Genomic DNA, 24,756 nt, shown 5'->3' with positions numbered 1-24,756 from the left:
TTATCCTCCGGATCGCTTAGATATTCTTGCACCATGATCATATCTCTTAAACTGTTTCATGGTCTTATCAAACAACCTAGATTTCCGTTCATTATTTAAAAAATATCCATCATGATCATCTTTAATAACCTTCCCCTCCCTTTTAAATAATTGATCTTTTTTGCTAAGAATACGTGATTCAACGGAAGTTTTTTTGCTGCGTTTTTTAGAAAAATCAATACACTTATCTTTTTCTACTCGTTTTTCCTTTCCTCTATCGGTAGATTTCTTATCAATCCAATTGCTCTTACGATCATGATGATTATCTGCATTAGAAGAGGACTTCTTACGTGTAATCTGCGGACAAGCACCAGGAGCCATCCAAACATTAGAACAACGTGAACGTAAAAAAGAACGCTCTTCCTTGCCGTCCTTGTTTTGATCTTTCCCTCTTAATTTTTCATCAATTTTTTTACTTAATTGTGCCTGACTATGCCCAGAAAATTTTCTTTTTTTTCCATATAACAGACTTTCTTTGCTAGAGATAATCCAATTATCCTTAATCACAGGAGCTTTTGTACTGTTTTGTTTTTCAACAACAGCAGAATTTGAAAAAGGTTTAAGAATAGGCGCATCAAAATCCGCATTAGCTTGCAAAATCAAACGCTCTCCTAATTGATCACGCAACATTCGGCCTTTTAATTCACGAACTGCACCTTCTTTTAAATCAGATAATTGAAATGGACCATACGACACGCGAATTAAACGATTCACCGATAACCCTAAAGCTCCCAAAACATTCTTAATTTCACGATTTTTTCCTTCACGTAAAGCTACAGAAAGCCATACATTTGATCCCTGATCGCGTTCAATCGAAGCTTCAATTGAACCATAAAAAATCCCGTTAACTGCAATACCATTCTTTAAATCTTGAAGTGCACTTTGTTTAACTTTTCCATGAGCACGAACCCGATATTTGCGTACCCATCCCGTTAAAGGAAGCTCCAATACACGTGCTAAACCACCATCATTGGTTAAAAGCAAAAGTCCTTCTGTATTAATATCAAGCCTCCCCACAGAAAGAACACGAGGCATACCTTTTGGCAAATTATCAAATACTGTTGGTCTTCCTTGAGGATCACGATTGGTTGTAACAAGCCCTGTTGGTTTGTAATAAAGCCATAACCGTGTTCGTTCTATAGGGGGTAAAGACTTACCATCAACTGTAATAACATCAGAGCGAGTAACATTAAAAACAGGTGTAGTTACAACTGCACCATTAACAACAATACGACCTGCAGCAATCATCATCTCTGCATCACGCCGTGACGCTAATCCGGCACGTGCTAATCTTTTAGCAATTCTTTCACTTTCACTTTTTTCACTCATTTTCTTTTCATTTCGATTTTTTTTAATTGTATAGAAAATTTATCATGCACACTATGTCGTTTATTCTGAAAAGAGGAGAAGTGCAATCGTTCATCATATTCTATCATTTAATTCCTAGTCCCCATTTACTTTTAAGGTAGCTCTAAACACTTTTAAGACGTAATGAAACCCTTTCATTGCACAATGTATAATAATAAAAAAAACTTGCTCACTTCATAGACCTCTGTAATATAACTTTTTAGTTACTTATACTTCAACGGAAGAATAATATGAGACTTACTCCTATGGAAATAGCTCTTTTAGAAGCACAATCAGCAAAAAAACAAGATGAAATTCCCGTAGGAGCAGTTATCACACATGGTCAAACAATCATTGCGCGTGCTGGAAATTACACAAAAAAATCACATGATCCTACAGGACACGCGGAAATGCGTGTTATTCGCATAGCTTGTCAAATCTTCAAAAGTGAAAGAATTCCTGAATGCGATCTTTATGTAACACTCGAACCATGCGCTATGTGTGCCGCAGCCATTTCATTTGCACGCATAAGAAACTTGTATTATGCAACCAAAGATTCAAAGGGCGGCGCTATTGAACACGGACCGCGTTTCTACCAACAATCAACCTGTCATCATAAACCTAATGTTTATTCTGGTTTTAAAGAAAAAGAAGCCTCTCAATTGCTTAAAGACTTTTTCATACAAAAACGACATCAAGAATAAACTTTACTTCAATCTAAATACCCTAATCTTTAAACAACAAAAACCCTTTTTTTCTTACTGCTTCCTACTTGCAAACTGCGGTTTCTTGTCTCATTTTTTTATTTATTTTTCTTTTTATTCCGCAGGTGCAGTTACTGCTGGTTGACGATAAATTAAAGGTGGCTCACTAAGGTAGCGACGATAATTTGCATTCCCACCAACAGCTTCCTTTCTCCGACGCAAATATTCCTCACGTTGTTGTTTTTCATTAAGCTGTACAACACCCTTTGGATCATCAAAATTTGCATGATCTCTTGTTACTACTTTTTTATCTGGAGAAAAAGAAACCTTACCATTAGAATGCATTTTATTAGCTCCTACTCCATTTCGAAAATTTTTCTGAGACTGCTCTGACATCTCTATCTCATTATGAGAATTAATCTCCGTACTATCCACCTGAGGTAGAGGTAAAACTACATGCGCATTAGGTTCTGGAAATACAAGTTGCCGGCGCTGTTTCATCACAAGCTGACTATTCTTATTTTTTGATCTTAACGAAGCAAGATTAGTTATATCATCAAAAAATTGTAATGAAACTGTTTTATCCGTACCGTAAGTAGGACCAGATAAATTACACCCCGTCAATATATAACATACACTCAGCGTACTTGCTAAAAATATTTTCATTGCATATTTATTCATTGCTCACCCACTTTCCTAAGCGCACAGTTCACTGACATTATACTGCCAATAACGTACAAATTGCCTATTCATAGATAAAACAACACATTTTATTTCTAACATAAATTTCCTCTCCATCAATGATAGAATTTAAGTGATGTTAAAACTATCGAATACCGCCCTTTCACACTGCCCTGCTCAAAGCATCTTCTACTAAAATAGGTTGAATCTTTTAAACTTTGCCAAGTGCTTTTAATTCTCGTAAAGCAGCTGCATCACGGGCAGAGACATCAGGATAATTGGGATCACTCCCAACATCTTGTGTATAACGCCATGATCGAGCACATTTAATACCCACAGCCTTATTCGAATATACACCAACACCTTCAACATCGCTCAAAGCAAAAGCATCTGAAGGAGGTATATCTTGAACGATTGTTAGAGCACTGGTAATACAAATCTCTGCCATATCTAAATTGTCCAAAGATTCTAATAAAACCGGATTAGAAATAAAAACAATAGGTGCTGCTTCTAAAGATGACCCAATACGTCTATCTGCTCGCTCAATCTCTAAAGCACCCGTCACAACTCTACGAACCTGTCGGACTTTTTTCCAACGCTCTGCTAAAAGTTCATTTTTCCATTCTGCTAACACAGGACGAAACTGCTGCAAATGCACCGAACAACTTTCTGGATAACGCTCTAACCAAGCTTCTTCCATTGTAAAAGGTAACATTGGAGCAAGCCACGTTACCATTCGATCAAAAATTTCACGAATGACTTGTAAAGAGGCTTTACGTTTTCTTGATGAAGGCGGATCACAATAAAGAGTATCTTTACGAATATCAAAATAAAACGCCGATAATTCAACGATTGAAAAATCTAATAATGCACGCATAATTTTCTTAAAATCAAACTCATCATAGGACCGATTAATCAACTGATCAAGTTCATAAAGCCGATGCAATATCAATTTTTCAAGATCTGGTAGCGTACAATAGGGTATTTCTTCTCCTTCATCATAAACTAAAGTGCCAAGCATCCAACGAATTGCATTCCGCAATTTGCGATATGAATCCACATTCGTTTGAAGAATCTTTTTACCCAAACGCTGATCTTCCCAATAGTCAGTTGTCGCCACCCAAAGACGAAAAATATCAGCACCAGATGTTTTAATGATATCTTGTGGCATAATTGTATTGCCCAAAGACTTAGACATTTTTTTGCCATTCTCATCCAAAGTAAAACCATGTGTAACAACAGCTTTATAGGGTGAACAAGCTCGTGTTCCACAACTTTCTAAAAGAGAAGACTGAAACCATCCACGATGTTGGTCAGATCCTTCAAAATAAACATCAGCAGGCCATTTCAAGTCAGCACGGTCTTCTAATACAAAACTATGACTCGCTCCAGAATCAAACCAAACATCTAAAATATCATAGACCTGTGTCCAAGTTTCATGGACACGTTCACCTAGAAAACGTTCACGAGCTCCTTCTGCAAACCACGCATCTGCCCCTTCTGCTTCAAAAGCTTTTAAAATACGTTTATTCACTTGCTCATCTTTAAGAATAACCCCCTCCTCATCAACAAAAATACAAATTGGAACACCCCAAGCACGCTGACGAGAAAGGACCCAATCTGGACGATCTGCAATCATAGAAACCAAACGATTTTGAGCGGAAGGTGGAACAAAACGTGTCATCATAACAGCTTCCAAAGCTCGGCTACGTAAGGTTGAACCATCACCAAGATCTTTATCCATTGCAATAAACCATTGAGGCGTGTTACGGAAAATAATTGGTTTTTTTGAACGCCAACTATGCGGATAAGAATGTTTTAAACGACCACGTGCAAATAATAGCCCTGCTTTTATTAAAGCATTAATAACTTCTTTATTAGCATTACCCATTTTTCCATTATCATCAATAACACGGATAGCTCCTTCTTTACGATCTGGTCCAAAACCCGGGACATCTTTCGTATAAAAACCTGCATCATCAACAGGAAAAGGTATAGTAGTGTCAATACCAGCTTGCTCCAACACAGACCTATAAGCATTCCAAATTTCAAAATCCTCACGCCCATGGCTAGGTGCTGTATGGACAAAACCTGTACCAACATCCTCTGTCACATGGGAGCCATCAAGCATCGCAATCCTATGGTTATACCCCCCAGCTAAACCTTTAAGTGGATGAGAAAGAATAAGAGTTTTAAGTTCATCAGCGCACACAGAACGCAAACGCTTTAAAATAAGTTTTGCTTTTTCTGCACAACTCTCAACTAAAGCATCAGCAAAAAGAAGTTTTTCCCCAACCTGAGAACCAAAATCATTTTCTGCACTTTCAACAAGATAAACACCATAAGAAATGTGTGAAGAGTAACTAACCGCACGATTACCAGGAATTGTCCATGGCGTTGTTGTCCAAATCACAACATAGGCATCACATAAATCACAAGAACGCGTTTCCAAAATAGGAAATTTAACCCAGATCACATCAGATTCATGGTCATGATACTCAATCTCTGCTTCAGCCAAAGCTGTACGCTCAACAACAGACCACATCACAGGTTTTGAACCACAATAAAGTTGATCAGACATGGCAAATTTTATCAATTCGCTAGCAATGCGTGCTTCCGAATGAAAAGCCATCGTCGTATAAGGATTTTTAAAATCCCCCACAATGCCAAGTCTCTTAAATTCTTCACTTTGAACTATTATCCAAGACTGCGCAAAATCACGACATTCCTGACGAAATTCACTAAGAGGAACATCATCTTTGTTTTTCCCTTGAGCGCGATACTTTTCCTCAATTTTCCACTCAATTGGAAGTCCATGACAATCCCAACCAGGGACATAATTCGCATTAAAACCTCGCATTTGAAACGAACGAACAATAACATCCTTTAAAACTTTGTTTAAAGCATGCCCAATATGAATATTGCCATTTGCATAAGGTGGACCATCATGAAGAATGTAAGGTGGACGATCTTTCGCTTGTTGTCGCAATTGAGTATAAAGATCTATCTCTTCCCATCGTGTTATTAATTCAAGCTCTTTTTGCGGCAAACCTGCACGCATAGGAAAATCAGTTTTGGGTAAATAAAGAGTTTTTGAGTAATCTATTACTTCATTTTTCACAGACATTGTGAAATATTCCTGTTCACTTTTACTATTTTATTTTTATCATTTCCCTGAACCCTGAAAATATAGTTATCTAATCTATGAAGGAAGCTAGACTAATAATTCGTACTCAGCAGTGATCAAGAATATATAATACCACAAATTACGTGGCTTTATCATGAAACCATTAAAAAAGAAAACAAAAAAATAACTCTTAAAAAAAAGACCCTACATAAGTAGAGCCTTGTTATAATGAAAGTTTAAATCTCAATAAACTAGAATTTGTAAGCTACACCGACACGAAAGTCATTGGTTCTATAACCAAGCTCAACTTCTCCTTTTGCAAATTTCTTTTTACCAAAATCTGAGTAACGATACTCGGCACGCATAACAACATTATCAATCATTGCAACATCAACACCACCACCAAAGGTATAACCAACCATTTTCTTTCCTTCAATTGTCTCAGCCTCTCTCTCAATTAATGATATCGAAAAAGTATCTTTAAGGTCCACATAAGAAACACCAGCAGCAATATAAGGCATAATATGACCAGCAGAAAAACCTATACGTACCCGCGTAGCACCAGTCCATTTTTCTTTTAAAGTGTGATTTAAAATGGTGACACCCCCTTCTGCACTGTTTGCTTTAAGAATATGATGATACATCGCGCTCTTATTTCTGTGACTTCCTAAAGGATTAAATATCACCTTCCCACTTCCATTTAAGCTCCTGTTCCGATACATTGGTATACCACCATTATCAATGATAACAGTTCGGCTATCTTCTTTTTCGGACCACATTATATCCGTATCAACACCTACAATGAGATTATTACCAATACCAATATTGAGACCCGTATAAACACCACTCCTTATACCCAAGGGTTTAGGCAAAAAAATCGAATCAATTGCATACCATTTATCATTTTTATTACCATCCCTACTATCTATTAGAGGCAATTCAAGATCCACAGCCCTTGCAGTAACCGTACTTGAAAAATTACTAATCTGACCGCCAATATAAAAACCCGTCCAAGAAAACTGAGAAGCAGTTGATGACGATACTGGTTCTTGAAATGACATACGCTCTGACGCTTGCACTATGGAAACACACGCTGAAGTAATAGTTAGTATAACAAAAAAAGACTTAACACTCATAGATCTACCTCCATGTAAATTGCGAAGCGTATTTTATATATACTTAATTGAAAATCTGTAGTAAAAATAACACAATAAAAAAATCTCTGCTTTGAAGCAGAGATTCTTTATAATCTAATCTTGCAATAAACTAGAATTTATAAGCTACACCGACACGAAAGTCATTGGTTTTATAACTAAGCTCACCATTTTCCTCCGCAAATTTCTTTTTACCAAAATCTGAATAACGATACTCGGCACGCATAACAACATTATCAGTCATTGCAACATCAATACCACCACCAATACTATAACCAACTAGAATCTTCGTTTCATCTAATTTCACTTCACTTATATCTACACTTTGTTTATTAGCCTGTCCATTGCTAACTGTATTTCCTTTCTTTACTTCAAAAACATTTTGAAGCTGCGCATAAGAAACACCACCAGAAACATAAGGCATCACACGATCTACTATAAAACCAACACGCATCCGCGTAGCACCTGCCCATTTTTCTTTTAAGATATAGTTAAATCTACCCTCATCACCACTAGTTATCCTGTAACTTTTGCTCTCTGCAATGCTTTCTGGTACATTAATCACTTTTGTATATTTTTTTCCAGACCACACCATATCAGTATCAATGCCTAAAATAAGGTCTTTGCCCAAACCAACATTCGAACCTGCATAAACACCCCCTATAAAACCTGAAAGCTCAGGTGATAGCAATTTAGAAAACTCTTCTCCTTCATCCTCTCTACCTTTTAAGGTAGCTTCACCTGAAAAACCACCAATCTGACCACCAATATAAAAACCGGTCCAAGAAAAATTGCTAGAAGATGCAATCAACGGAACTGGTTGATAGCTCTGTGACTGATGCGGTCTTATAATGTCAGCTGCTTGCGCTATAGAAACCGGAATAAAAGCCCCCATAAAAGTCATCATTAAATATCTTACATTCATACAATATTCTCCTAATTCTAATTACCCAAACCGTATTTTATAAAATACTTTATTTCGAATATCTGTAGCTCAAATGATACTTTCGCAGAAAAAATAAAGGCCCTATCTCTGACAGGGCCTCTTTGTGACTTAAATTTTATAATAAATTAGAATTTGTAAGCTACACCAACGCGGAAATCATTGGCTTTATAACTAACTTCAAATTTGTCATTATGCAATTTCTTTTTACCGAAATCTGAGTAACGATACTCTGCACGAAGCATTACATTGTCAGTCATAGCAAAATCAACACCAGCAGCAAGAGTATAGCCAATCATTGTTTTTGATTCATCAACTGTACTTGTTTGACTAGAAGGTTCTTTTTCATCAGCTCTTTGTACAGGCATTTTCCCCTGACTAACTGATGTTTCAAGAGTGTCTTGAACCTGTGTATAAGCAACACCTCCAGCGACATAAGGCATAATACGATCAGCAGCAAAACCAATACGAACCCGTGTAGCACCAGCCCACTTCTCTTTTAAAGTATGATTATATTTCGTAATTTCAGCGTCTTTTTCACTCTCTGGCTTGTCTTCTCTCTGTTTTTTTGCGTCTGGATCTTTTAATTCAACTGCCACTGTGTGTTCTTTTGTGTCTTTCTGTCCAGACAGAACAACATCCGTATCAACACCTAGAATCAGGCCGTTTCCTAAATCAACATTCGAACCTGCATAAAAACCACCCATAAAACCTGAAGGCTTAGACGACAAAGCTTTATTGACCGGATTCCATTTATCAAGATCATCACTGTCACGGCTACTGAAAGAAGTCTTACTAGAAAAACCACCAATCTGGCCACCAAAATAAAAACCTGTCCAAGAAAAAGCTGGAGCAACAACAATTGTTTCTCCTACTTCTTGAGGAACTGTAATATCCGCTGCTTGTGCCGCAGAAGCCGTCATCAAAGCAACAACAGATGCCGTCATTAAACATTTTATATTCATAAATTTGCTCCATAGCTAATATTCATGGACATATATGTTACACACTTCTTTCAAAAGATCTGTAGCAAAAATGATACAGACATAAAAAAACCATAATTATATGCGATAATTTTTGTTTTTTCTTATTTGTAGATCTAAAAATATAATATTGTAGCCATAAAGCTCGCTATTTCCAAAATTTCTTAAATTACTAAAATTCGAGTAATATTGATTATTACGCAATCAACAATATCATGAATATAATTAAATCACATCTTGAGTTATATTCAGTTATCAAGAATATTCTTCTAGCCACCCACTTTTCTCACTGACTAGAAACAAAATTAAACCTCCGCAACCAGTGATAACAAAATTTATCCCCAAAAAAAACACACGTATAAACCGCACACCTATCAACTACCAACCCAATGGACTTAACTTAGATAAACTAGGTCTTTTTTTCCTGTGATTAGCTGTCTCTGGTCCTTTCTTTTTTTTACATTTTATCTTTCTTGAATCATTCGATGCAAAAATCACACGCACTGGTTCTGTTATTTCTTCCCATTTACTGTAAACACTATGACCATAAACTAGAAAAAAATCTTTTAAAGACTTCTTATTCCATTCACTAACACGAAAAGTTGAAGAAATAAGCGGTATCTCCTCTTTAAGATCAGATCCTTGAACTGTAGAAGCTGTCATCATAGTGAAACTCGTTACTGTAATAAAATACTTTATATTCATAACTTATCTCCATGCAATAAAATACAAAACGTATCTTTTATAAATCATTTCATAACACATATCTACAAAAAAATGATGTACGCATAGAAAAAACAAAAGCCCTGTCTTTGATAAGCTCTTCCTATAAATTACCCTCATAACACATTAAAATTTACGAAATTCACCAATGCAAAAATCATTAGTAAAGAAAATTTTAAATTTTAAATAAGATCTGAATAATGTTATCGCTTAGCACTTTAAAATTAACGGTAACCCTAGAAAAAAAGAAGATATTTTTATTTTATCTATCTCATCACCAATCCAATAAGCTTTTCATAAGTTCAACTTGATTTGAAAAATACCTTACCAAATTCATTTTTCTGAATAGCACATTCACTTACCAGCCGTATTCCTAAAGATAACCCTAACAACGACACAAAATCTCATCTTCATAAAAGATTCATTTGTAACCTACTATCATATTTTATAAAAAACATAATATGTTTTACTTTTTGTAAAAATGACAGTTGACAATGCTCAAAATGATATAGGAAAATGGATAAAGAAAAATTTGTAATGTACAGATATTCTGTATAACGATATCAACCATTTCTTCTGTTTCCGATCTCAGAAATAAATTTTAAAGCTCAAACATGTGCAAAAATATCAACTTCTGACCATCCCAAAAGATCAAGCTTTGCTCTTACAGGCAAAAATTGAAAACACGCTTTTGCAATATCTTCGCGTTCTTCACGTTTTAAACGTTCTTCAAATATACTTTTTAAACGATGTAGATATAAAACATCGGATGCCGCATATTCAATTTGTGCACGCGATAAAGCATCTGCTGCCCAATCTGATGATTGTTGCTGTTTAGAAATATTAACATTCAATAATTCACTACAAATTTCCTTCAATCCATGCCGATCCGTATAAGTACGCGTCAGTTTTGAGGCAATCTTTGTGCAAAAAACAACATCGGGCATCACAGCAAATGTATGCGCTAAAATAGCAAGATCAAAACGTCCAAAATGAAATATTTTCGTAATTGTTTTATCTTCAAGCAATGCAACTAAATTAGGAGCTCTATTTTGTCCTTTAGCAATCTGTATAATATCAGCAGTACCATCCCCAGAAGAAAGTTGAACCACACATAAACGATCACGGTGTGGTTGCAACCCTAAAGTTTCGGTATCAATTGCAACAGAATCAACACAATAATTATCCAAATTTGGTAAGTCACCTTGATGAATACGAATCTCAGCCATTTATTCTCCTGTTTGCTAAGGCAGCAAGAATGCGTGCCCAAGATCTTTGCCCCTTATGAAATGATTTTAAATTATATTTCTCATTAGGTGAATGAATCCGATCATCAGCTAATGCAAATCCAACTAAAATAGTTTCCATATTAAAAATTGATTGAAAGTCCCCAACAATTGGAATAGAGCCCCCCATAGCCGTTAATAAAGCAGGCGTCCCCCATTCCTGAAATAAAGCGTCTTGTGCTACTTGAATAAAAGGCGACTTATAAGAAAGTTGAATTGCTGGAGAAGCACCATGCTCTTTAAATGCAACTTTACAATCTGCAGGAATAAGAGAGTGCACATAATTACGAAAAGCTTGGCGTATCTTTTCTGGATTCTGCTTATGCACTAAACGAAAAGAAACTTTTGCATACGCTTGAGAAGCAATCACCGTCTTAAATCCTTCGCCCTCATATCCTCCACTAATGCCGTTAATCTCTGCTGTAGGACGAGCCCATATTTGTTCTAAAAGACTCCGTCCCTTTTCTCCAGCAGGAATAGAAAGACCAATAGGATTAAGAAATGTCTCAGCATTACAACCAAGTTTATCCCATGATTGTAAAATTTGTAAAGGTGTCTCTTCTACACCATCATAAAATCCAGGAAGTGTTACTCCACCATTTTCATCATGAAGCCCTGCCAAAATTTTAGTTAAAATGCGAATAGGATTAGCTGCTGCGCCTCCAAAATAACCTGAGTGCAGATCACAATTAGCTGCCGTAACAATAATCTCTTCCTCTAAAATCCCTCGAAGACCGACAGAAATCGATGGTGTATTCGCATCCCACATTGAGGTATCACAAACTAATGCACAATCAGCCTTCAGTTCATTAATATTTTCCTTTAAAAAAGGAATAAGTGAAGGCGAACCACTTTCTTCTTCACCTTCCAACAAAATAGTAACCTTTACAGGAAGCTGTTTTGTTTCCTCTTTAAAAGAACGACATGCCTCAATAAAAGTCATAAGCTGACCTTTATCATCTGAGGCACCTCGAGCACAGATAATCTTGTTTCCATTTTTCTCTTTTAAAGAAGGCTCAAACGGATTATTCTCCCATAAATCCAGTGGATCAACTGGTTGCACATCATAATGCCCATAAAATAATACATGCAAACAATCATCACAAGGTCCTGGATGATAACCAACAACCATTGGATGACCAGGTGTATCACGGCGTGACGCTGTGAAACCTATACTCTTCAAATCTTCCACCAGCCAATCAGCTGTTTTACGACATTCATCTTTATATGCTGGATCTGTAGAAATAGATTGAAAACGTAAAAGAGAAAAAAGATGTTCAAGATTTTTTTCTAGATTCCTATCAAGATGCTCTAACACTTTATTAAGCATAAAAAAACCTTCCAATCTTCGAAAATTATAGATGTGACTTTAAGCTTGTTACAGAATTTTGCAAGACACATTATTCATTTTTGACATTGTGGACAATAAAAGCTTGAACGCCCTGACTGTAAAATACGCACAATAGCTCCCCTACAATTCAAACATTCTTTTCCTTCACGTCCATAAACTGAAAAATAATGTTGAAAGTATCCAAGTGAACCATCTGCATGCATATAATCACGTAAAGAAGCCCCCCCAGAAATAATTGCTTCAGTAATCAAATTACATATATTTTGTGCAAGAAAATTTGCAGATTCCAGCATATATACATCTTCTAATGCCAATGTAAATGCACGACGCTGTGGTGATAAATGACTACGCCAAAGTGCTTCACAAACATAAATATTCCCCAGGCCAGCAACAATAGACTGATCAAGCAAAGCTGTTTTCAGAGATGTTTTTTTATTGGCAAAAGCTTTTTTTAAATAAGCACCAGAAAGCGTATTGTTCATAGGCTCAACCCCTAGCCTTTTTAAAAGTGGATGTTCATAAAGCTTTGTTGTATCTGTTAAAAGTATAAAACCAAAACGGCGAACATCATTATAAGTGAGACGATAAATTTTATCATCTTTTGCTTGAACATTTATAATACAATGATCATGCGCAACTAATTTGCCTATAGAAGAATGCTCTTTTCTTAAAAATTCATCCTCTATACGCCACGATCCTGACATACCTAAATGACTCAAAATTGTTTCATTATGTGAAAGATAAAATAATAAATATTTCGCGCGACGACTAAGTTTTATGATCGTTCTACCCACTAATCGCTCAGAAAATGCTTCTGGAAAAGGAAAACGCAAATTTTTATGATTAATTTTAACAGATATAATTTTTGCGCCAGTTAAAAGCGGATCAAGTCCACGGCGAACTGTTTCTACTTCAGGAAGTTCAGGCATTATCTCCCCAATGATTTCATATGTATAAATTAAGCCCACTCACCCTGACGAAATACAGGAATTTTTGCACCATTCTGCCTAATACCGTCTATGTTGATTTCATTTGATCCAATCATCCAATCAATATGAATAATACTCTTATTCCCACCACGCATCGCAATCTCTTCTGTCGTCAATGCTGCTCCATTTAAAAAACACTTAGAATAACATTGCCCTAAAGCAATATGACATGCAGCATTTTCATCAAACAACGTATTATAAAAAAGTAAACCGCTCTTAGAAATAGGTGAAGAATGGGGAACAAGAGCGACTTCGCCCAATCGACTAGCACCCTCATCACTTTGTAAAACTTTTTGCAAAACTTCTTGTCCCTTTGAAGCCGATGCATTGACAATACGTCCTGCTTCAAAACGCACTTCAATATTATCAATGAGCATTCCTTGATAGGAAAGTGGCTTCGTTGAACGAACAAAACCATCAACTTTATAAGCATGAGGGGTTGTAAATACTTCTTCAGTAGGAATATTAGGGTTACAGACAACGCCATTTTGAGCAATCGAGGCACCTCCATGCCATTCATGTTCATCAGCTAAACCAACCATTAAATCGGTTCCTGGACCTGTAAAATGCAAAGCAATAAAACGTTGCTCATTAAGCCAAGATGAACGTTGTTTTAAATTAGCATTGTGCGCATGCCATGCATATACAGCATTATCCTGTGTCACACGTGAAGCAGAAAAAATAGCTTCTGCTAATTTCTGAATTGCTTCACCAAGAGGCAAATCAGGAAACATTGCTGCAGCCCATCCCGCTGTTGGATAAGCAATAATTGACCAGTTAATCGCAAAATTCGATATTTTATTAAGAGCTGGCTGATAAGCTATTGAAGTAGCCTTATTCAAACGTGAAACCTTATTCAAATCTTGATTGGAAAGCAACAACGGATTATCTCCAACAATTGCCAAACGTGCAGCTCCATTTTCAAATGCTTTTGCCATTCCTTCATAAAGCCAAGAAGGTGCACAATCAAAACTAGCAGAATGCGCATTTTCAAAACGGATAAGTGATAATGATTCATCACCAAACAATGGTGTAATAACGCCAGCACCAGCTTTATAAGCATGATAAGCTATCCGTCGAACCAAAGGTAAAGCTGTAACTGGAGCTGTCAAAACAAGATCCTGCCCTTCTTGTAAATTGAGCCCCACCTTTATTGTGACTTCTGCAAGGCGGTCAAGCATTTCAGGAGAAATCATCTCATCAGAATCAAAACGCATAACCCTCATCTCTTATTTTAACTACAAAAAAATTACCGACTCTTATATCGTTCTTCTAACATTGCAACAACTGCATTTAACTGGTGCGTTGAAGGCATAGCATACGCCAAAATTGTTGTGTTTTCTCGTAGCTCATCTTCACGACGAGGTGCAGATATAGGAATAGGGATTTTATCAAGCTGTGCAACAACAAAAGGTACAGAACTCTCTTTATCTGCTTGTGCAATCTCTATTGAAACAGGTACTTCCTGTATTTCTTCTGTTTTTATTTCTCTACTGTCTACACTTGAATTCATAAAGTTGGGCATATTACCAGAACGTTCTTGAGAAAAAGCAAACGCAACATCATAAGGACGGTCATTCACAGGAACTTGAAGCGATCCATCATGCGAACGTTTTTCATAGAAAGCGTTGCCTCCCGCGACACGAACATAGTGCATATTTTTATAAGGAAATGATAAACCAGCAGTATGAAAAAACATAGCATTTTTACTTTTCTTATCTCGCTCACCACGTAAAACAGCATCGGCAGCCTCTTTAACACGAGCAACAGATGCTTTCTCAAGCATAGGGCGTGTTAAAACACCCGGAGCAAATTGCTTGCGCTGACCAACAACACCACAAATAGTCTTTGGATAAGCACTTGAATTTACACGATTCATAACAACCGTTCCAACAGCAATCATTCCCTCACGACTTGAACGATTTGATTCAAAATACATTGCACGCATAAGACATTCGCGTTCTGTCAATGAATACTCAACTGATTTAGTTTTTTTATAATCGCTCGCTTTTTGAAGATTCACATGATTTGAGGAGCACCCTGCAATAACGGACGATATAACGCAAAGAATAATAATAACCCACTGATTTTTTTTCATTTTACAAAATACGTTCCTATGTCTTCAAATATCAAAAATTCAAATGAATTTTTAAATACAAATCAAAAAAGTATACAATTAATTGCTTAATTGCTAATTTTTCAGTTAATTTTTAACACATATAATCTAATCATCAAAAAACGCTTATACACAAAAAACAATAAAAAAATCTTAATTTAAAACATCTCTCATTGCCTAAATGATTCAATGAAACATTATGCTATTCTTAAGTTTCAAACATAACCTTACAAGACTAATATCTCCACAATTACTAGAGTATTCGATAACCAATAAACATTCACACCTCAGCACCATCCAAAAATTTTTTACACAAAAAAAATAAAGCTGAGTAGATATATAAAATTTTGCCAGTCTCAAATGCAATTCAAAACAGACTTAGAAGTCTTATAGGGCATGCCTGTTAACAACAAAGTCCATCCCTCTTTAATAATCGGTTCATTTAAAATAAAAAAGCCTAATCTGTTTTCTTCTCACTTACTCCAACTTTATACGTCATATCATCACGGGGACGACCAGACGTCATATGATGGCCTGTAATAATATAATGAAGTGTTTCAGCAATATTAGTAACATGATCACCAATCCGTTCAATATTTTTTGCGCAAAAAAGTAAGTGTGTACAAACTGTAATATTACGCATATCTTCCATCATATAAGTTAAAAGTTCACGAAAAAGAGATGTATACAAAGCATCAATTTTATCATCACTTTCACGTACTGCATCAATGCGATCTAATAAACGACTCCTATAAGCGTCAAGGACTTCCTTTAACTGATTGCGTGCTAAAGCTGTAATTGTTTCAAGCCCACGGTAAAAAGCTGCAGGTTGACGTGTTTCCGAAATAGCAACTGTCCGCTTTGCAATGTTTTTCGCCATATCTCCAATTCGCTCAAGATCAGAAGCAATACGGATAGCACCAACAATTTCACGTAAATCAACAGCCATTGGTTGGCGTTTACAAATAATGGTAATCGCTTTTTCATCAAGATCACGTTCTGCTTCATCCAAAAATAAATCATCGGCAATAACTGTAGCCGCTAACTCAGAATCATCACACACAATTGATGCCACAGCACGTTCAATCATTCTTTCAGCATGGCATCCCATTTCCGAAATCTTGGATTCCAAATATTCTAATTCTATATCATAAGAATGAACAATATGGCTCATGATAGTACCTTATACCCTTCAATTCACTTACCCAAAACGCCCAGTAATATAATCCTGCGTCCGTTGCTCTTTTGGTGAAGTAAACATCATTTCTGTTGCACCAACTTCGACCAAATGCCCTAAATGAAACATAGCCGTATATTGAGAAACACGTGCTGCCTGTTGCATAGAGTGTGTCACAATAACAATTGTATAATTTTGTCTCAACGCATCGATCAGCTCTTCAATACGCGCTGTCGCAATTGGATCAAGAGCTGAACAGGGCTCATCCATCAATATAACTTCAGGACTTATAGCAATAGCACGTGCAATACATAAACGTTGTTGCTGTCCACCTGATAAACTCGTTCCTGGCCCATGAAGGCGATCTTTCACTTCTTCGAATAATCCCGCTTGTATCAAACTTTTTTCAACAATATCCTGTAATTCAGTACGAGATTTCACTAAACCGTGAATACGTGGCCCATAAGCAACATTTTCAAAAATAGATTTTGGAAAAGGATTAGGTTTTTGAAAAACCATTCCAACACGTGCACGCAATTCTACAACATCAATACGTGAGTTATAAATATCTTCCTCATCTAAAGTAATCAAACCTGTTACTTTAGCACCTTCAATTGTATCATTCATACGGTTAAAACATCGTAAAAAAGTCGATTTTCCACAACCTGAAGGTCCAATTAATGCAGTGACTTGATGTTCAATAATATCAAGAGTGATGCCATGAATAGCCTCTTTCTTTCCATAAAAAACACGAACATCTTGACCGCGCATCTTGATCTTCATACTAGATTCAACCTCAGTTTTATACATAAACTCTCCAAAATTACCAACGTTGTTCAAACCGTCGGCGCAAAAGAACAGCTGAAATATTCATAAAAATAAGAAAAATCATTAATATAATAATAGCACCTGATGTCTTCTCAACAAAAGAACGTTCTGCTTCACTTGCCCACATAAAAATTTGAACAGGCAAAGCTGTTGCTGGATCCATTGGTGTCACAGGAATATCTACAATAAAAGCAACCATCCCAATCAAAAGCAAAGGTGCTGTTTCACCTAAAGCTTGAGCCAAACCAATAATTGTACCTGTCAAAATACCAGGAGCGGCTAAAGGAATAACATGATGAAAAACCATCTGCGTCTTCGATGCACCTAATCCTAAAGCTCCTGCACGAATAGAGAATGGAACAGCTCGTAAAGCAGAACGCGTAGCAATAATAATTGTTGGTAACGTCATAAGAGCTAAAACAAGCCCTCCAACAAAAGATGCTGAACGCGGCATTCCCATAAAATTGATAAAAACAGAAAGCCCTAAAAGACCAAAAACAATCGAAGGAACAGCAGCAAGATTATTAATATTAATCTCAATAAAATCTGTAAATTTGTTTTTTCGTGCATATTCTTCAAGATAAAGAGCTGTCGCTATCCCTATTGGCAATGAAATTACTAAAACAATAATCATCATATAAAAAGAACCAATTATTGCGACACCTAATCCCGAAGTCTCAGGACGACTTGATGCACCAAATGTAAAAAAATGACGATTGAAAGTCTTATAAAGAGTACCGTCATTAATTAAATATTTCATCCATTTTATCTGTTGATCAGAAATTTTACGATTTTTTTCTGGTACATGTAAATCAATTTGCCCTTTATAGGCCGAATCAATGTCTGATGCTGCTAAAACTTTAACTTTTTGCGTCGTTCCAATTAAGTTTGGATTTTTTATCACTATATCACGCAACTGAACGCGAACGCTCTGCGAAAACATACGGTTAACATCACGCATAGATATCTGATCATTGTGATCTACCCCAAGTTTTTTCGCCAAAGCATTCCGTACAAGAAGTGGGTAATTAGCAGTTATCAATATTTTTGGATCACTCTTACGATGACCACTAGGGTCAATCACTTTTTCATCCAAATAAACCGACAAAATCATCTCGCTTTGAAAAAAAGCTGTATAACCTTGACTAACAATAGACCATAAAAGAACTGCCAAAAAAAACAAACTAATAAAGATAGCACTTAAACCATAAGCGCGGAAACGACGCTCAGCTCGATAACGACCTCTGAGACCAATATTACGATGATGCGAAAAAAAAATTTCACTCATTCGTATCGTTCCTGATATTTACGCACTATGTAAAGAGCTAGAATATTCATTAAAAGAGTCAAAATAAAAAGCGTCATCCCCAAAGCAAAAGCCACAAGTGTTTGTGGAGCATTAAACTCAAAATCACCCGTTAATTGATTGACAATTTTAACCGTCATTGTAGTCATCGCTTCAAATGGATTAAAAGTGAAATTTGCTGCAACACCAGCCGCTAACACCACAATCATTGTCTCCCCAATTGCACGTGACGCTGTCAACAGAAGTGCTCCTATAATCCCAGGAAGTGCAGCTGGTAGAACTACTTTTTTAATTGTTTCAGATTGTGTTGCTCCTAAACCATAAGAGCCTTCACGTAAAAAACGTGGGACAGCAGTAATGATATCATCTGACAGAGATGAAACAAAAGGAATCAACATAATTCCCATGACAATACCAGCTGTCAAAACACTTTGAGCCATAATAAAACTAATCCCACCAGAAAGAGACAATGAAAGATTGTGTAGAAAAGGCCCAACAATTTTCAAAGCAAAAAAACCGTACACAATAGTTGGAATGCCAGCAAGTACTTCTAATAATGGTTTCACAATCGACCGTAATCGAGTTGAAGCATATTCAGCCATATAAAGAGCAGAAAATAATCCAATAGGTACAGCAAAAAGCATAGCGACAAAAGCAATATAAAGTGTACCAGCTAATAGCGGTATTAAACCAAATTGTCCCACACTATTGTCTGCATGATTCATTGAAAAACGAGGATCCCATACTGTTCCAAAAAAGAAATTTGAAAATGATACAGATTGAAAAAAATTCATTGTTTGAAAGAACATAGAAATTGCAATACCAACTGTTATTAAAATAGCAATTGTAGATGCACAAACCAATCCAATAACAATCAAGCGCTCAACTTTATTACGGGCACGTTGGCGCGGAGAAACTTGCATAATACCAAAAATAAAACAGCAAAGTATAATAATAAAAAACAAAATATGACCAATAAATTGCAATTTATCATAAAAAAAGTGCCATAACTCTGCAACTTTCAACATGTAATCCGGCACTATTAAAGGCAAAACAAACCCTTGCGCTAATAATTGGTTTCTCACACTCTCATATACAGTAGCAGTAAGAGCTCCTTGAAAGTGAGGTATCATTTTGCTTAACCTGCCGATAAGTCTACGATTATCTATTTCTGTCGTAGGCACCATATATGCTTCTAGTTCTCGTGAAACAATATATTCCAAATAAGCAGAACTACCACTATTCCAAAAAATTAAAAAAATCAGAGCTGGAATAATAGTTATTAAAAATGTCCACCAACCATAATAATGTGCACGAGAATGCATCTTAAATCCTGAACGTTCAAAGAAACGAGCTCGCATATAAGAAATGCAAAAGCCAACAATACTAAAAATCAACAAGAGAAAAATAATGAAAGAAACAGGCATCTTATTTTTCAATTTCTATAAAAAAACATAAAAGAATTTCACATCATCAACGCAGAAAATTATTACAAAACCATGACTTTGCCAGAAGAAAAAGCATCTCGTTGCACCTGTCTTTCTCTTTCAGAAATAGGAACTAAGCCGTATTCAGCTAACGGACTATGTAAACCAATCATTTGATCAGAAAGAAACAAATCAATATATTCCTGCATACCTGGAACAATGTTTAAATGCAATTTCTTAACATAAAAAAACAATGGGCGTGAAATCAAATATGAGCCATCAGAAATTGTTTCGACACTTGGATAAATACCATTAATAGATGCAACCTTAAGTTTATCTGCATTGTTTTCATAAAAAGACAAACCAAAAACCCCAATCCCTGTTTTACCAGAAGTAAGACGAGCAAATGTCTCAGAATAATCACCATCAATATCAATAGCTTTCCCATCTTTACGGACAGCAATACAAGCAGCATTAATGGCCTTATCACTCATTCCCAAAGCCTTCATCTGCTCAACCGCACCACTGGCTTTACAACCAACAGCAAGCACCTTTTCTTCAAAAACTTCACGAGTTCCATGCTTTTCGCCAGGAATATAAGCTGTAATTGTCCAATCAGGAAGATCACTATTGACTGCACTCCATTTCATAAATTTATTTGGTTGCAATTTTCCATCAACAATAACCTGCGCAGCTAATGCTCTGTAAAAATCTACTGGTTGTAATTTCCAATCAGGACCATTGATATCTGTTGCAAAAACAATACCATCATACCCAATACGCATTTCTTCAATATCCTTTACGCCAGTATTAAAACAAGATCGTAATTCATCTGGCTTCATTGCCCGCGAAGTATGAACAATATCAACTGTATTATTACCAATACCACGACAGAATTCCTTAATACCAGCTCCTGAACCTCCGGATTCAATAATAGGAACTTTAAAATTAGAGTATATCTCTCCAAAGATCTCAGCAACAATTTTCCCATAAGGCAAAACCGTCGATGAACCTACAATATGAACTCGATTGCGAGCATAACTAATATCAATCAATAATATAATAGAGAAAACAAAACCTATTCCAATTGATAATAATTTGCTCATCTATAATTCCTTTAAATTTAATTCACATCAATCGTATGATAAATAAAAAATGACGTTTACAATTCTTTTTATAATAAAGTATGTTTTAGTCATCTTTAATTTAAACGTTTAAGTTCAACAATGTCCCAAAAAAGAGAAGCTATATCTGCACCTCCAAAGCGTTTAATTTCACGAATGCCTGTAGGAGATGTAACATTGATTTCAGTTATATAGTCTCCAATCACATCAATTCCCACAAGAAGTAAACCACGTTTTTTCAAAGATGGGCCAATACGTGCACAAATTTCATAATCACGTTCTGTCAAATCAACACATTCTACGCGCCCTCCAACATGAATATTAGAACGAACATCAGTAGCTATAGGAATCCGATTAATTGCCCCAACCGGTTCACCATCAAGCAAAATAATTCGTTTATCTCCTTCTCGTATGCTCTCTAAATAACGCTGCACAATAAAAGGTTCTTTATAACTTTTTTCAAACATTTCAATAAGTGAGGCGAAATTGCGATCATCGTTTTTTAAATGAAAGACACCCACCCCTCCATTTCCATAAAGTGGCTTAATAATGATATCACCAAACATAGATCTAAATGCCTTTATTTCTTCAATATCCTTTGTAATGAGTGTTTCTGGCATCAAATCAAAAAATTCAGTAACAAAAATCTTTTCCGGGCTATTACGCACCCATACCGGATCGTTCACAACTAGTGTCTTAGGATGAATACGTTCTAAAAAATGAGTAGTGGTAATATAATTCATATCAAAAGGAGGATCTTGTCGTAACAGAACTACGTCCATATCTACCAATTCTGTGCGCACAGACTCACCTAATTGATAGTGATATCCTTCTTCATCACGCACAGTTAGTGGCTCTAACCGTGCAATCACACACCCATCGTGTATAAATAAGCGGTCCGGTGTATAATGGAATAGAGAATGTCCACGTTCTTGAGCGGCCAAAGCAAGTGCAAACGTAGTATCTCCGTGAATTTTAAGAGTCGCAATGTGATCCATCTGAATAGCAATTTTCATTAATAAAATCTCCTACCGCTGAATGCGGACTAGTCAAGAAAACATAAACTTATTAAATAGTAAAAGAAACTATGACAAGAGAGAGCCCATGATAAAAGAAGTTGATGAAAAATTAAGTAAAGAGGAAATCGAACGCTACGCACGTCATATCATCCTGCCTGAAATTGGTGGAATAGGGCAACAAAAGCTTAAAGCTGCACGTGTTCTTGTCATTGGTGTAGGTGGTCTTGGAACTCCTGTCTTACTCTATCTTGCTGCAGCAGGCATTGGAACTATTGGAATTGTTGATGATGACATTGTTTCATTATCCAATTTACAACGCCAAGTTATTCACAACACAAATACAATTAACCAATACAAAACCATCAGTGCAGAAACAACAATAAAAGCAATAAACCCTCATGTTAAAGTTGAAAGATACAACATTCGATTAAATGAAAGCAATGTGGATCAACTACTTAACGCCTATCACATCATTATTGATGGCAGCGATAATTTTGCCACGCACTATCTCCTTGCAGATCATGCTGCCCAATGTGCGAAGCCTTTAATAAGTGGCGCTATCCACCGATTTAAAGGTTCACTAACAGTACTTATGCCTTATAAAGACAATAATCCACACTATCGAGATTTATTTCCTAATCCCCCACCTCTAGGTACTACACCGACATGTGCTGAAACTGGAATCATCGGTACCTTGCCTGGAGTTATCGGCACATTACAAGCAATGGAGACAATTAAATTGATCACAAATATTGGTGAACTTTTAGTGGGAAAGCTCCTCCTTTATAACGGATTGTCAGCACAATTTGATATAATTTCCTATAAACGATCAGCTTCTAGCGCAAATGCAGCAGACATCAAAGTTTGCGTATAAGGATTTTGGGGACAAGAAAAAATACGATCAGCAGAACTATATTCAACTATTTTGCCATGATGCATAACGATCACTTCATGCGCAAGCGCTTTAACAACTTTCAAATCATGACTAATGAACAAATAACTTAAATGATATTTTAGTTGCAAATAACGTAAAAGATCAACAATTTGTGCCTGCGCACTCATATCAAGAGATGATGTTGGTTCATCAAGCACAATAAGGCGTGGTTTAAGAATAATTGCACGTGCAAGGGCAATCCGCTGTCTCTGTCCACCAGAAAACTCATGAGGATAACGAAAACGGATCGTAGGATCGAGATCAACTTCACACAAAACTTCAATTACACGATCATTACGCTCAGAATAAGACAGCTTAGGTTCATGAATTGATAATCCCTCAGCAATAATTTCACTGATAGACATACGTGGAGAAAGTGAACTAAAAGGGTCTTGAAAAACAATTTGGATATGACGACGCAAAGAACGCATCTGCTTAAAATTAAAATTGCTTATATCAACACCATCAAAAATGATTTGACCTTTAGAAGACAACATTCGTGTCAATGCGAATCCTAATGTTGTTTTTCCTGATCCCGATTCTCCTACAACACCAAGCGTTTGGCCAGAACGAATTATAACATCAATATCCTGAACAGCTTTTACATAATCAACCGTTCGTCGAAACAATCCTTTTTTTATTGGAAAACAAACTCGTATTTTTTGACCTTGCATCAAAACAGGTGCGTTATCATCAACTTGAAGAGGATGATTTTTAGGCTCTGCCGCTAATAATTGCTTGGTATAAGGATGTTGAGGATTTTTAAAAATTTTGTTTGTTGAACCACTTTCAACAATTTTTCCTTCTTTCATAACGTAGACACGATCTGCAATACGACGCACAATAGCCAAATTATGCGTAATAAAAAGCATTGACATTTTGTGATGTTTTTTAAGCTGTATTAATAACTCAAGAATTTGTGCTTGAACAGTTACATCAAGTGCAGTTGTTGGCTCATCAGCAATCAATAATTTTGGATTATTCGCAAGTGCCATTGCAATCATCACACGCTGTCGTTGACCACCTGATAATTGATGAGGAAATGAATCTAAACGTTTTTGTGGTTCACAAATACCTACTTTTTTCAGTAAATCAATAATATGCATGCGTAACAGTTTATCAGAAATAACTGAATGCATTTTAAGGACTTCACCTATTTGACGTTCTACAGTATGTAAAGGATTAAGAGAGATCATCGGCTCTTGAAAAATCATGGCAATATCTTTGCCACGAATTTTACGCAAATCTTCTTCTTTCAACTTCATTAAATCTTTATTATTAAAGAGAATTTCACCCGATTGATCAAGCCTTTTTAAAAAAGATAATAATTGCAAAATAGATAGTGCTGTTATTGATTTTCCTGAACCTGATTCTCCAACAAAAGCAACTGTTTCTCCTTCCTGAATATCAAAAGAAATCTGTTTAAGAATATATTTTTTTGTCTCTGCCTGACGAAATACAACCGAGAGATCACGTACTGAAAGCAATTTTGTCATTA

At 36.1% G+C, this 24,756-nt stretch carries 21 protein-coding genes; 2 read left to right on the top strand and 19 right to left on the bottom strand.

Going from position 1 to position 24,756, the window contains the following annotated elements:
* Positions 1-1,368 carry a pseudouridine synthase gene (locus ACJTDF_RS00350; RefSeq protein ID WP_407965646.1) on the bottom strand — a complete coding sequence of 456 codons (1,368 nt, stop codon included), beginning with the start codon at positions 1,366-1,368 and terminating at the stop codon, positions 1-3.
* A 269-nt stretch (positions 1,369-1,637) separates the two neighbouring features.
* Between ACJTDF_RS00350 and ACJTDF_RS00345 the strand changes: the two genes are divergently transcribed.
* Positions 1,638-2,090 (top strand): nucleoside deaminase, encoded by a 453-nt coding sequence (locus tag ACJTDF_RS00345; protein ID WP_407965645.1) that lies wholly within the window; start codon positions 1,638-1,640, stop codon positions 2,088-2,090.
* Between the two features lie 114 nt (positions 2,091-2,204).
* Here ACJTDF_RS00345 and ACJTDF_RS00340 read toward each other — a convergent pair whose 3' ends face one another.
* The 17 genes from ACJTDF_RS00340 to gshB all read right to left on the bottom strand — a co-directional run bounded on the left by ACJTDF_RS00340 (position 2,205) and on the right by gshB (position 22,321).
* Entirely contained in the window at positions 2,205-2,771 is a 567-nt protein-coding gene (locus ACJTDF_RS00340; protein WP_407965644.1) for a hypothetical protein, read from the bottom strand.
* A 211-nt stretch (positions 2,772-2,982) separates the two neighbouring features.
* Positions 2,983-5,898, bottom strand: a complete 2,916-nt coding sequence (gene ileS, locus ACJTDF_RS00335; protein WP_407965643.1) for an isoleucine--tRNA ligase — start codon at positions 5,896-5,898, stop codon at positions 2,983-2,985.
* A gap of 251 nt (positions 5,899-6,149) precedes the next feature.
* Positions 6,150-7,034, bottom strand: coding sequence for an outer membrane protein (locus tag ACJTDF_RS00330; protein ID WP_407965642.1), 885 nt, complete (start codon positions 7,032-7,034; stop codon positions 6,150-6,152).
* A gap of 130 nt (positions 7,035-7,164) precedes the next feature.
* Positions 7,165-7,977 carry an outer membrane protein gene (locus tag ACJTDF_RS00325; RefSeq protein WP_407965641.1) on the bottom strand — a complete coding sequence of 271 codons (813 nt, stop codon included), beginning with the start codon at positions 7,975-7,977 and terminating at the stop codon, positions 7,165-7,167.
* A gap of 146 nt (positions 7,978-8,123) precedes the next feature.
* Complete coding sequence (locus ACJTDF_RS00320; protein ID WP_407965640.1) at positions 8,124-8,960, bottom strand: outer membrane protein; 837 nt, start codon at positions 8,958-8,960, stop codon at positions 8,124-8,126.
* 396 nt (positions 8,961-9,356) lie between these two features.
* Complete coding sequence (locus tag ACJTDF_RS00315; RefSeq protein ID WP_407965639.1) at positions 9,357-9,683, bottom strand: hypothetical protein; 327 nt, start codon at positions 9,681-9,683, stop codon at positions 9,357-9,359.
* Positions 9,684-10,309: 626 nt separating this feature from the next.
* Entirely contained in the window at positions 10,310-10,930 is a 621-nt protein-coding gene (locus ACJTDF_RS00310; protein WP_407965638.1) for a ribonuclease D, read from the bottom strand.
* Positions 10,923-12,317 (bottom strand): M20/M25/M40 family metallo-hydrolase, encoded by a 1,395-nt coding sequence (locus ACJTDF_RS00305; protein ID WP_407965637.1) that lies wholly within the window; start codon positions 12,315-12,317, stop codon positions 10,923-10,925. Before ACJTDF_RS00305 ends, ACJTDF_RS00310 begins: the two co-directional genes overlap by 8 nt.
* Positions 12,318-12,391: 74 nt before the next feature.
* Positions 12,392-13,267 (bottom strand): bifunctional DNA-formamidopyrimidine glycosylase/DNA-(apurinic or apyrimidinic site) lyase, encoded by an 876-nt coding sequence (gene mutM, locus ACJTDF_RS00300; protein WP_407965636.1) that lies wholly within the window; start codon positions 13,265-13,267, stop codon positions 12,392-12,394.
* Between the two features lie 29 nt (positions 13,268-13,296).
* Positions 13,297-14,544 carry an aminopeptidase gene (locus ACJTDF_RS00295; RefSeq protein ID WP_407965635.1) on the bottom strand — a complete coding sequence of 416 codons (1,248 nt, stop codon included), beginning with the start codon at positions 14,542-14,544 and terminating at the stop codon, positions 13,297-13,299.
* 32 nt (positions 14,545-14,576) lie between these two features.
* A complete protein-coding gene (locus ACJTDF_RS00290) occupies positions 14,577-15,425 on the bottom strand; it encodes a cell wall hydrolase (RefSeq protein WP_407965634.1) in 849 nt (282 codons plus the stop codon).
* Between the two features lie 475 nt (positions 15,426-15,900).
* Positions 15,901-16,617, bottom strand: a complete 717-nt coding sequence (phoU, locus tag ACJTDF_RS00285; protein ID WP_249677105.1) for a phosphate signaling complex protein PhoU — start codon at positions 16,615-16,617, stop codon at positions 15,901-15,903.
* A gap of 27 nt (positions 16,618-16,644) precedes the next feature.
* Complete coding sequence (gene pstB / locus ACJTDF_RS00280; RefSeq protein ID WP_249677184.1) at positions 16,645-17,403, bottom strand: phosphate ABC transporter ATP-binding protein PstB; 759 nt, start codon at positions 17,401-17,403, stop codon at positions 16,645-16,647.
* A 40-nt stretch (positions 17,404-17,443) separates the two neighbouring features.
* Positions 17,444-18,736 carry a phosphate ABC transporter permease PstA gene (pstA, locus tag ACJTDF_RS00275; RefSeq protein ID WP_407965633.1) on the bottom strand — a complete coding sequence of 431 codons (1,293 nt, stop codon included), beginning with the start codon at positions 18,734-18,736 and terminating at the stop codon, positions 17,444-17,446.
* Positions 18,733-20,181: a phosphate ABC transporter permease subunit PstC gene (pstC, locus tag ACJTDF_RS00270; protein ID WP_407965632.1), complete on the bottom strand. Its 1,449-nt coding sequence runs from the start codon at positions 20,179-20,181 to the stop codon at positions 18,733-18,735. The genes pstA and pstC overlap by 4 nt, the downstream gene beginning before the upstream one ends.
* A 62-nt stretch (positions 20,182-20,243) precedes the next feature.
* Positions 20,244-21,287: a PstS family phosphate ABC transporter substrate-binding protein gene (locus ACJTDF_RS00265; RefSeq protein WP_407965631.1), complete on the bottom strand. Its 1,044-nt coding sequence runs from the start codon at positions 21,285-21,287 to the stop codon at positions 20,244-20,246.
* Positions 21,288-21,382: 95 nt separating this feature from the next.
* Positions 21,383-22,321 carry a glutathione synthase gene (gene gshB / locus ACJTDF_RS00260; protein WP_407965630.1) on the bottom strand — a complete coding sequence of 313 codons (939 nt, stop codon included), beginning with the start codon at positions 22,319-22,321 and terminating at the stop codon, positions 21,383-21,385.
* Positions 22,322-22,409: 88 nt separating this feature from the next.
* Here gshB and ACJTDF_RS00255 point away from each other — a divergent pair, with 88 nt between their 5' ends.
* Complete coding sequence (locus ACJTDF_RS00255; protein WP_407965629.1) at positions 22,410-23,198, top strand: molybdopterin-synthase adenylyltransferase MoeB; 789 nt, start codon at positions 22,410-22,412, stop codon at positions 23,196-23,198.
* Here ACJTDF_RS00255 and ACJTDF_RS00250 read toward each other — a convergent pair.
* Positions 23,144-24,754, bottom strand: coding sequence for an ABC transporter ATP-binding protein (locus tag ACJTDF_RS00250; RefSeq protein WP_407965628.1), 1,611 nt, complete (start codon positions 24,752-24,754; stop codon positions 23,144-23,146). The two genes, ACJTDF_RS00255 and ACJTDF_RS00250, sit on opposite strands and share 55 nt — an antisense overlap.
* Positions 24,755-24,756 lie beyond the last annotated feature (2 nt).

It is taken from the genome of Bartonella bennetti (assembly GCF_045945445.1).
Taxonomy (GTDB): domain Bacteria; phylum Pseudomonadota; class Alphaproteobacteria; order Rhizobiales; family Rhizobiaceae; genus Bartonella.
This window is presented reverse-complemented; position numbering and strand designations above follow the sequence as displayed.